11 protein-coding genes are annotated in these 9,607 nt (G+C 69.1%); 7 read left to right on the forward strand and 4 right to left on the reverse strand.

Annotated elements, in window-relative coordinates:
* The 3 genes from A5646_RS00540 to modA all read right to left on the reverse strand — a co-directional run.
* Positions 1 to 538: ATP-binding cassette domain-containing protein (locus A5646_RS00540; protein WP_156749371.1), on the reverse strand; the 538-nt coding region annotated here is incomplete at its 3' end.
* Entirely contained in the window at positions 535 to 1,335 is an 801-nt protein-coding gene (locus A5646_RS00545) for an ABC transporter permease (RefSeq protein ID WP_066872799.1), read from the reverse strand. The genes A5646_RS00540 and A5646_RS00545, both read right to left, overlap by 4 nt.
* A gap of 7 nt (positions 1,336 to 1,342) precedes the next feature.
* Positions 1,343 to 2,113 carry a molybdate ABC transporter substrate-binding protein gene (gene modA, locus A5646_RS00550; protein ID WP_067019080.1) on the reverse strand — a complete coding sequence of 257 codons (771 nt, stop codon included), beginning with the start codon at positions 2,111 to 2,113 and terminating at the stop codon, positions 1,343 to 1,345.
* Between the two features lie 193 nt (positions 2,114 to 2,306).
* Here modA and A5646_RS00555 point away from each other — a divergent pair, with 193 nt between their 5' ends.
* From A5646_RS00555 to A5646_RS00565, 3 genes are all read left to right on the forward strand, one after another.
* Positions 2,307 to 2,984, forward strand: coding sequence for an SDR family oxidoreductase (locus A5646_RS00555; RefSeq protein ID WP_067019083.1), 678 nt, complete (start codon positions 2,307 to 2,309; stop codon positions 2,982 to 2,984).
* Between the two features lie 57 nt (positions 2,985 to 3,041).
* Entirely contained in the window at positions 3,042 to 3,959 is a 918-nt protein-coding gene (locus A5646_RS00560; RefSeq protein WP_067019089.1) for an LLM class F420-dependent oxidoreductase, read from the forward strand.
* A 186-nt stretch (positions 3,960 to 4,145) separates the two neighbouring features.
* Entirely contained in the window at positions 4,146 to 5,531 is a 1,386-nt protein-coding gene (locus tag A5646_RS00565) for an NAD(P)/FAD-dependent oxidoreductase (RefSeq protein ID WP_066872790.1), read from the forward strand.
* A 48-nt stretch (positions 5,532 to 5,579) separates the two neighbouring features.
* On the opposite strand, the gene A5646_RS00570 is transcribed toward A5646_RS00565, so the two are convergent.
* Positions 5,580 to 6,002: a PaaI family thioesterase gene (locus A5646_RS00570; RefSeq protein WP_369806894.1), complete on the reverse strand. Its 423-nt coding sequence runs from the start codon at positions 6,000 to 6,002 to the stop codon at positions 5,580 to 5,582.
* Positions 6,003 to 6,322: 320 nt separating this feature from the next.
* Between A5646_RS00570 and A5646_RS00575 the strand changes: the two genes are divergently transcribed.
* The 4 genes from A5646_RS00575 to A5646_RS00590 form a co-directional block, all read left to right on the forward strand.
* Complete coding sequence (locus A5646_RS00575; protein ID WP_066872787.1) at positions 6,323 to 6,742, forward strand: BlaI/MecI/CopY family transcriptional regulator; 420 nt, start codon at positions 6,323 to 6,325, stop codon at positions 6,740 to 6,742.
* Positions 6,743 to 6,756: 14 nt separating this feature from the next.
* Entirely contained in the window at positions 6,757 to 7,707 is a 951-nt protein-coding gene (locus tag A5646_RS00580; RefSeq protein WP_066872785.1) for a M56 family metallopeptidase, read from the forward strand.
* 100 nt (positions 7,708 to 7,807) lie between these two features.
* Complete coding sequence (gene gndA / locus A5646_RS00585) at positions 7,808 to 9,277, forward strand: NADP-dependent phosphogluconate dehydrogenase (protein WP_067019086.1); 1,470 nt, start codon at positions 7,808 to 7,810, stop codon at positions 9,275 to 9,277.
* A gap of 50 nt (positions 9,278 to 9,327) precedes the next feature.
* Positions 9,328 to 9,607 (forward strand): IMP dehydrogenase (locus tag A5646_RS00590; protein ID WP_197498208.1); only part of this gene is annotated, 280 nt, incomplete at its 3' end.

Raw genomic sequence — 9,607 nt, forward strand, 5'->3', positions numbered from 1 at the left:
CGGCCCGGATCGCGGCCGCCGCGGCGACGTCGAGCCCGGCCAGCGGTTCGTCGAGCAGCAACACGTCGGGTTCGGCGGCCAGCGCCCGGGCGATCGCGACCCGCTGCGCTTGCCCGCCGGACAGCTGGCGCGGCTTCCGGTCGGCCAGGCCCTCCGCGTCCACCTCGCGCAGCCACCCCAGCGCCGTGTCGGATCTTCCGGTGCGACCCGCCCGCCACCGCGCCCGACGGCTGTGCGGTCCGAAACCGACGTTGGCGGCAACACTCATGTGCGGGAACAGCAGCGCATCCTGCAGCAGCAGCCCGACCCGGCGGTCGTGTGTCGGCACGCTGACGCCGGCCGCGGTGTCGGTCAGGACCCGGTCCCCCAGCCGCACCACCGCGTGGTCGGGCCGAAGTAGCCCCGCGATGACGTGTAGCACCGTCGATTTGCCGGCGCCGTTGGGGCCGAGCACGGCGAGCACCTCGCCCGCGGATACCGAGAACTCCACGTCCACCCCGCGGTCCGCGACGACCGCGCGCAGCTGCAATTCGCTCACGGTTGCCCCGTGTCGGCCCCGGCCAGCCGGCGGGTGCCCAGGCCCAGCACCACCAGGGCCGCCACCACCACCAGCAGGATCGACAGCGCCACAGCGGCATTGGCGTCGGTCACCCGCTGCAGGTAGATCTCCAGCGGCAGCGTGCGGGTCACCCCCTGGCGGGATCCCGCGAAGGTCAGTGTCGCCCCGAATTCGCCCAGCGAGCGGGCGAAGGCCAGCACCGCCCCCGACACCACGCCCGGCAACAGCAGCGGCAGGGTGACCCGCCACCACACGACGCTCGGGCGCGCCCCCAGCGTCGCGGCCACCAGCTCGTAGTCGGCGCCGGCGGTGCGCGCGGCGCCCTCGAGGGAGATGACCAGGAACGGCAGCGAGACGAAGGTCTGGGCCAGCACCACGGCGGTGGTGCTGAACGCGATCCCGACACCGGCGGCCTCCAGGTACCGGCCGAGCAGCCCCAGCCGGCCGAACGCGTAGAGCAGCGCGATGCCACCGACCACGGGCGGCAGCACCAGGGGCAGCAGGATCAGCGGCCGCAGCAACCGGACCACCCGCGCCGTGCTGCGCGCCAGCACCAGCGCCATCGGCACCCCGAAGACCACGCACAGCGCCGTGCTGGCGGCGGCGGTCTTCAGGCTCAGCAACAGCGCCGTTTTCGACGACGAGCTGGTGATCAGCGACCAGAAGTGCGGCCAGTCGACCTTGACCGCGATGGCCAGCAACGGCAGCACCACGAAGACGGCCCCCGCCGCCGCGGGGAGGTACACCCAGCGGGGCAGGTCCGTCGGCCGGTGCACGGGCGGCTCAGGGTTTCGCGAAGCCGGCCTGGACCAGGATCTGCTGCCCGGTCGGCGAGGTCACCAAGTCGACGAACTTGTGCGCCTGCGCGGCGAGCGGCGCGTTCTTCAGCACGCCGATGGGATAGACGTTCGCCGCGGCGGCGGCCTCCGGGAAGGCCACGGTCGCCACCTTGGCGCCGGCGTTCCTGGCGTCGGTGACATAGACCAGCGCGGCGTCGGCCTGGCCGCTGGTGACCTTGTTGAGGGCGTCGGTCACGCTGGGTTCCTCGCTGACCGGGTTGAGGCGCACGCCCGTGCGGTCTTCGACGCGGCGGGCCGCCGCCCCGCACGGCACCGGCTGCTGGCAGGTCACCACGTTGAGGCCGGGTCTGGCCAGATCGGCGAAGGAGCCGATTCGCTTCGGGTTGCCCGGAGCGGTGACGATGACCAGGGTGTTCGACGCGAAGTTCGTCGGGTCGCCGGCCAGCAAGCCGGCCTTGCTGACCGCATCCATCTGGGCGGTGTCGGCCGAGGCGAACACGTCGGCCGTTGCGCCCTGCGTCAGCTGGGTCGCCAGATCGGAGGAGCCGGCGAACTCGAAGTCGACGCCCGCGCCCGGATTCTGGGCCGTGAACTGCTGGCCGATCTGGGTGAACGCCGGCTTGAGCGACGCCGCGGCGAACACCACCACCTTGCCCGAGGCCTGCGCGGGCTGCGCGGGCTGCGAACCGCATCCGATCGGCCCCGCTGCCAGCACCGTCGAAACCACAGCGGCCAGGATCCCGATCCGACGCATGGATGCACCCTAGCCCGCCGATAATGCGGTGCGCTCGGCGGTTGAATCGCCGCAAGAAAGTGCCCGGGAAAGTGACGCCCGAATAGTTACGCAACTGATCCGCGCGTCGCGCCGGCGAAAGTTTCGCCGGCTAGCTACTGTCCAGTAACATATCCGGGGACGATGCCAATACGCGCGTGCACACGAGGAGGTCATGGCGGTGGAGGTGCTGGTTACCGGCGGAGACACGGAGCTGGGACGCACGGTGGCCGAGGGCTTCCGCGACGACGGCCACAAGGTGACCCTGGTGGGTGCGCGCAAGAGCGACCTGGAGATCGCCGCCAAGGAGCTGGAGGTCGAGTCGATCGTCTGCGACACCACCGACCCGGCCAGCCTGGAAGAGGCCCGTCCGCTTTTCCCGCACCACCTGGACACCATCGTCCACGTGCCGGCGCCCACCTGGGAGGCCGGCGACCCGCGCACCTATTCGATCGCCGACACCGCCAACGCCTGGCGCAAGGCCCTTGACGCGGCGGTGCTTTCGGCGGTGCTCACCGTCCAGGCCGTCGGTGATCACCTGCGCTCGGGCGGCTCGATCATCAGTGTGGTGCCCGAGAACCCACCGGCCGGCAGCGCCGACGCCGCCATCAAGGCCGCGCTGTCGAACTGGGCCGCGGGCCAGGCGGGCATCTTCGGCACCCGCGGCATCACCGTCAACGTGGTGGCGAGCGGACGCAGCGCCGAGGCCGGCTACGACGGGCTGTCACGCACGCCGGCGCCGGTGTCCGCGGAGGCCGCTCGGTTGGCGCTGTTCCTGACCACCTCGGCGGCCCGCCACATCACCGGCCAGACGTTGCACGTGAGCCACGGCGCGCTGGCCCGTTTCGCCTGACGCGTAACACGCCGCGCGCCCTTCTTTCGGGCAGGGCCGATCGCTACGGTGATTCTCGTGGCTATTCGACTCGGTCTGCAGATTCCCAACTTTTCCTACGGCACCGGGGTTGAACAACTCTTCCCCACCGTCGTCGCCCAGGCCCGCGAAGCCGAATCAGCCGGATTCGACTCGGTTTTCGTGATGGACCACTTCTACCAACTGCCGATGTTGGGTTCACCCGACCAGCCGATGTTGGAGGCCTACACCGCCCTGGGGGCGCTGGCCACCGCCACCGAGCGGGTACAGCTCGGCACGCTGGTGACCGGCAATACGTATCGAAACCCGAGCCTGCTCGCGAAGATCATCACCACGCTGGACGTCGTCAGCCAGGGACGGGCGATCCTGGGCATCGGCACCGGATGGTTCCAGCTCGAGCACGACCAGTTGGGCTTCGAATTCGGCACCTTCACCGACAGGTTCAACCGGCTCGACGAGGCCCTGCAGATCATCTTGCCGATGATCTCCGGCGAGCGGGCCACCGTCTCGGGCCAGTGGTACCAGACCAGCGAGGCGTTCGCCAATCCCCGCTTCCGGGAACACATTCCGCTGATGATCGGCGGCAGCGGGGAGAAGAAGACAATCCCGCTCGCCGCCCGGCACTTCGACCACCTCAACGTGATCGCGGGCTTCGACGAACTGCCGCGCAAGGTGGACGCCGTGCGCCGGTCCTGCGAAGAGGTGGGCCGCGACCCCGCCACCCTGGAGACCAGCGCGCTGATCACGGCCCTGATCGACGACAACGCGAGCCCCGACCAGATCCCCGCCGAGATGACGCAGCGCATGGTGGCCGGCACGCCGGACGCGGTCGCCGATCAGCTCAAGTCCAGGGTGATCGACGCGGGCATCGACGGCGTCATCATCAACCTGCCCGCCTACACGCCCGGCGTCATCGAGGCGGCCGGCGCGGCACTGCGTCCGCTGGTGGGCCGGTAGGTCTTTCGCCAGCTCAGCGCCCCGGTCGGCGGAGCATGACGAGCATCACGTTGGGCGACCAGCAGTGATACAGACGATGTGTTTGATTACACATGTTGCCAACTAGGTTTGGGGGTATCCGCCTGACTAGCGTGATCGTTGACTGCAGTCGCGCGTCCAGGAGCCCCCGTCAGGAGCAGCGGAAACATGAGCCCCCAGCCAGGAACCACAGATGGACCGGAGCGTCGTCACCAGGTCGTCATCATCGGCTCCGGCTTCGGCGGACTGAACGCGGCCAAGAAGCTCAAGCACGCCAACGTCGACATCAAGCTGATCGCCCGGACCACGCACCACCTTTTCCAGCCGCTGCTGTACCAGGTGGCGACGGGCATTGTGTCCGAAGGCGATATCGCACCCCCCACCCGGGTCGTCCTGCGCAGACAGCGCAACGTCCAGGTGCTGCTCGGTGACGTCACCCACATCGACCTGGAGGGCAAGTTCGTGGTGTCCGACCTGCTCGGGCACACCTACGACACCCCCTACGACAGCTTGATCATCGCCGCCGGCGCGGGCCAGTCCTATTTCGGCAACGACCATTTCGCGGAGTTCGCGCCTGGCATGAAGTCGATCGACGACGCGCTCGAGGTGCGCGGCCGGATCCTGAGCGCGTTCGAGCAGGCCGAGCGCTCTCGCGATCCGGAGCGGCGGGCCAAGCTGCTGACGTTCACCGTCATCGGGGCCGGCCCCACCGGCGTCGAAATGGCCGGGCAGATAGCGGAATTGGCGAAGGACACGTTGCGGGGCTCCTTCCGGCACATCGACTCGACCAAGGCCCGGGTGATCCTGCTCGACGCCGCTCCCGCCGTGCTGCCGCCCTTCGGCGACAAGCTGGGTCAGCGGGCGGCGGCCCGGCTGGAAAAGATGGGCGTGGAGATCCAGCTGGGTGCGATGGTGACCGACGTCGACCGCAACGGCATCACGGTCAAGGACTCCGACGGCACCGTCCGGCGCATCGAGTCGGCGTGCAAGGTCTGGTCCGCCGGCGTGTCCGCCAGCCCGCTGGGTCGCGACCTCGCCGACCAGTCGTCGGTCGAACTCGACCGCGCAGGCCGCGTCAAGGTCCTGCCCGACCTGTCGGTCCCCGGCCACCCGAACGTGTTCGTCATCGGCGACCTGGCCGCCGTCGAAGGCGTGCCTGGCGTGGCGCAGGGCGCCATCCAGGGCGCCAAGTACGTCGCCAGCACCATCAAGGCCGAGCTCGGCGGCGCCAACCCGGCCGACCGGGAGCCCTTCCAGTACTTCGACAAGGGCTCCATGGCCACGGTGTCGCGGTTCTCCGCGGTCGCCAAGATCGGCCCGGTCGAGTTCAGCGGGCTGTTCGCCTGGTTCGCCTGGCTGGTGCTGCACCTGGTGTACCTGGTCGGGTTCAAGACCAAGATCAGCACCCTGCTGTCCTGGACGGTGACGTTCCTGAGCACCCGTCGTGGCCAGCTCACCATCACCGAGCAGCAGGCGTTCGCCCGGACGCGGCTGGAACAGTTGGCGGTGGTCGCCGCCGAGGCCAACCGGCCGGCAGCCAGACGCGCCAGCTAGCTTGCCCGACAGCGCAATTCAATGACGGCGGTGTGACGGGCCAACCGCTCAGCGGATCTCGAGGTTCTGCAGCCGCACCTGACCGCGGGCGACGACGCGGTCGTCGTCGTCGGTGATGGTGACCAACCACAATTGCTGGCTGCGGCCGCGGTGGATCGGCTCGACGGTGCCGTAGACCATGCCCGAGCCGATCGAGCGCAAGAAATCGGTGTTGTTGTTGACGCCCACCACGTTTCCGCCGCCGCGGGTGGCCAGCCAGGTGTAGGCGGCCACGCTCGCCATGCTTTCGATCATCGAGCAGTAAACGCCGCCGTGCACCAAACCCATCGGCTGCAACAGCTTGGGGGTGACCTCGAGTTGGGCCCGCGCACCGTCGGGGCTGAGTTCGGTGAACTGCAGCCCGATCTCGCGGTCGAAGGGTGCGGAGAAGTCCGGCGGGATAATGGCATTCTGCGGCTCTGGCACGTCCATGTGTCTACACCATGGCCCCGCAAGCGTTTTCGCCGTGGGACTTTGGCCCCGAAAACGGCTGAGCCCCGTACCTGTTGGCACGGGGCTCGCCGATCGAGTAGACCGGGGGTCGCTGCAGCCCTCAGGACACTCACACGGTCCGTTATCGCTCGACTCGATGAGCATAGGCAAGGCTGCCCTAACTTCGCAAGGGGTATTGTTCTTCTTGTTCGCCCCGGGGGCGCGCGCGTCGGCCGACACCGTGATTTGTCAGCCTTCCGTACGACCGTCGGTAGTAAGCCGGAGTACGCTGGTTTCGACGCTCAGGAGATGAACGAACTATGGCCAAACTGACTCGGCTGGGGGATCTGGAACGGGCCGTCATGGACCACCTGTGGTCCACGCCCGAGCCTCAGACCGTTCGCCAGGTCCACGAGGCGTTGTCGGCGCAGCGCGATCTCGCCTACACCACGATCATGACCGTGCTGCAACGGCTGGCCAAGAAAAACCTGGTCTCGCAGATCCGGGACGACCGGGCGCACCGGTACGCGCCTGTTCATGGTCGCGACGAGCTGGTCGCCGGACTCATGGTGGACGCGCTGGCCCAAGCCGAGGATCCCGGGGGCCGGCAGGCCGCGCTGGTGCACTTCGTCGAACGGGTCGGCGCCGACGAGGCGGAGGCGCTGCGGCGCGCGCTCGCCGAACTGGAAGCCAATCAACGCAATAACTCACCATCTGCTGGCGCTGCACCGGAGGCCTGAGGGACACTGACAGTGTGTCCGCGCTGGCTTTCACCATTCTCGCGGTGCTACTGACCGGTCCGGTGCCGGCGATGTTGGCACGCGCGCGCTGGCCGCTGCGCGCTCCCCGCGCCGCCATGGTGCTCTGGCAGGCGGTCGCACTGGCCGCGGTGCTGTCGGCGTTCAGCGCCGGCATCGCGATCGCCACCCGGCTGTTGATGCCCGGCCGCGACGGGCGACCCACGACCAGCATCGTCGGCGCCGCCGAGCGCCTCGGCTGGCCGCTGTGGATCGCGTACGTCAGCGTGTTCGCCCTGACCGTGCTGGTCGGCGCCCGGCTGATGGTCGCCGTGGTCCGGGTGGCCATCGCCAACCGGAAGCGACGGGCCCACCACCGCATGGTGGTCGACCTGGTCGGGGTCGGCCACGGTGCCGCGCTGTCGCAGCCCTGCGCCCGCACCCGCGATCTTCGTGTGTTGGACGTCCCACAACCGCTGGCCTACTGCCTGCCCGGCGTGCGCAGCCGCGTGGTGGTCAGCGAGGGGACGCTGAGCACCCTCGCCGACGCCGAAGTGGAGGCGATCCTCACCCACGAGCGCGCCCACCTTCGGGCGCGGCACGACCTGGTGCTGGAGGCCTTCACCGCCGTGCACGCGGCCTTCCCGCGGCTGGTCCGCAGCGCCAACGCGCTCGGCGCCGTCCAGCTGCTGGTCGAGCTGCTCGCCGACGACGCGGCGGTGCGCGCCGCGGGTCGCGCTCCCCTGGCCCGGGCGCTGGTCGCCTGCGCGTCCGGGCGGGCCCCGTCGGGTGCGTTGGCGGCCAGCGGTCCCAGCACGGTGCTGCGAGTGCGCCGCCTGGGCGGACGCGGCAACAGTCCGCTGCTGTCGGCGGCCGCATACCTGGCCGCGGCCGCCGTATTCGTCGTGCCCACGGTCGCGCTGGCCGTCCCGTGGCTCACCGAGCTGCAACGCCTGTTCAACCTCTGACACCGCCGAGAACCGATCACCCCGGGCGCCTGACTGTTCGCTGTGCCACAGTGTCACCGAAAGCTTTTGGTGAAAGTTCTCCAACTTGAGAGGCGACAACATGAGTTCGTCGGATGCCCACTCCGGATCCAAGACCGGCACCGCGCAGATCGGCGTCACGGGCCTGGCCGTGATGGGTTCGAACATCGCCCGCAACTTCGCCCGGCACGGCTACACGGTGGCCCTGCACAACCGGTCGATCGCCAAGACCGACGCGCTGCTCAAAGAGCACGGCGACGAGGGCAAGTTCGTGCGATCGGAGACGATCGCCGAATTCCTGGACGCGCTGGAAAAGCCGCGCCGGGTGCTGATCATGGTCAAGGCCGGTGAGCCCACCGACGCCGTCATCAACGAGCTCGCGGACGCCATGGAAGAAGGCGACATCATCATCGACGGCGGCAACGCCCTCTACACCGACACCATCCGCCGGGAGAAGGCCATCCGGGAGCGCGGGCTGCACTTCGTCGGCGCCGGCATCTCCGGCGGCGAGGAGGGCGCGCTCAACGGCCCGTCGATCATGCCCGGCGGTCCAGCCGAGTCGTACGAGTCGCTAGGTCCGCTGCTCGAGGAGATCTCCGCACACGTCGACGGCGTGCCGTGCTGCACCCACATCGGCCCCGACGGCGCCGGGCACTTCGTCAAGATGGTGCACAACGGCATCGAGTACTCCGACATGCAGCTGATCGGCGAGGCCTACCAGCTGTTGCGCGACGGGCTCGGCAAGACCGCCCCCGAGATCGCCGACGTGTTCGCCGAGTGGAACAAGGGCGACCTGGACAGTTTTCTCATCGAGATCACCGCCGAGGTGCTGCGCCAGACCGACGCCAAGACCGGCAAGCCGCTGGTCGACCTCATCCTCGACGAGGCCGAACAGAAGGGCACCGGGCGCTGGACCGTGAAGTCCGCCCTGGATCTCGGCGTGCCGGTGACCGGCATCGCCGAGGCGGTGTTCGCCCGCGCGCTGTCGGGCTCGGTGGCGCAGCGCAAGGCGACCACCGGGCTGGCGTCCGGCCAGCTGGGCGAGAAGCCAAGCGACGCAGCGCAATTCATCGACGACGTGAGTAAGGCGCTGTACGCGTCGAAGATCATCGCCTACGCCCAGGGCTTCAACCAGATCCAGGCTGGCAGCGCCGAGTACGACTGGGACATCACCCCCGGCGACATGGCGACCATCTGGCGCGGCGGCTGCATCATCCGGGCAAAGTTCCTCAACCGGATCAAAGAGGCGTTCGACGAAAACCCCGACCTGCCGACGCTCATCGTCGCGCCGTACTTCCGCAGCGCCATCGAGGAATCGATCGACAGCTGGCGCCGCGTCGTGGTGAAGGCCACCGAACTCGGCATCCCGATCCCCGGGTTCTCGTCGGCGTTGTCCTACTACGACGCGCTGCGCACCGAGCGGCTGCCGGCCGCACTCACCCAGGGCCTGCGCGACTTCTTCGGCGCGCACACCTACGGCCGCATCGACGACGACCCGGCCAAGCGTTTCCACACGCTGTGGAGCGGGGATCGCACCGAAGTGCCCGCGTAGCGGGGACAGCACTGGCGTGAAGGGGGCGTGAGTTTGGTGGGGCGACTGCGATGAGGTTTCTCGACGGGCACAGACCCGCATACGACCTGACCTACAACGACGTGTTCGTGATGCCGAACCGTTCGGAGGTCGCGTCCCGCTTCGACGTCGACCTGTCCACCGAGGACGGTTCGGGCACCACGATCCCCGTCGTCGTCGCCAACATGACCGCGGTGGCGGGGCGGCGGATGGCCGAGACGGTGGCGCGCCGCGGGGGCCTCGTCATCTTGCCGCAGGACCTCCCCATCACCGCGGTGCAGCAGACGGTGGAGTTCGTCAAGAGCCGCGACC

This window comes from Mycobacterium sp. 1245499.0 (assembly GCF_001673615.1).
In the GTDB taxonomy this organism is placed as follows: domain Bacteria; phylum Actinomycetota; class Actinomycetes; order Mycobacteriales; family Mycobacteriaceae; genus Mycobacterium; species Mycobacterium europaeum_A.

Coding starts and splice junctions, on each gene's coding strand:
- modA (WP_067019080.1), bottom strand. CDS start 2,113: ATGCGTCGGATCGGGATCCTGGCCGCTGTGGTTTCGACGGTGCTGGCA.
- A5646_RS00555 (WP_067019083.1), top strand. CDS start 2,307: ATGGCGGTGGAGGTGCTGGTTACCGGCGGAGACACGGAGCTGGGACGC.
- A5646_RS00565 (WP_066872790.1), top strand. CDS start 4,146: ATGAGCCCCCAGCCAGGAACCACAGATGGACCGGAGCGTCGTCACCAG.
- A5646_RS00570 (WP_369806894.1), bottom strand. CDS start 6,002: ATGGACGTGCCAGAGCCGCAGAATGCCATTATCCCGCCGGACTTCTCC.
- A5646_RS00575 (WP_066872787.1), top strand. CDS start 6,323: ATGGCCAAACTGACTCGGCTGGGGGATCTGGAACGGGCCGTCATGGAC.
- gndA (WP_067019086.1), top strand. CDS start 7,808: ATGAGTTCGTCGGATGCCCACTCCGGATCCAAGACCGGCACCGCGCAG.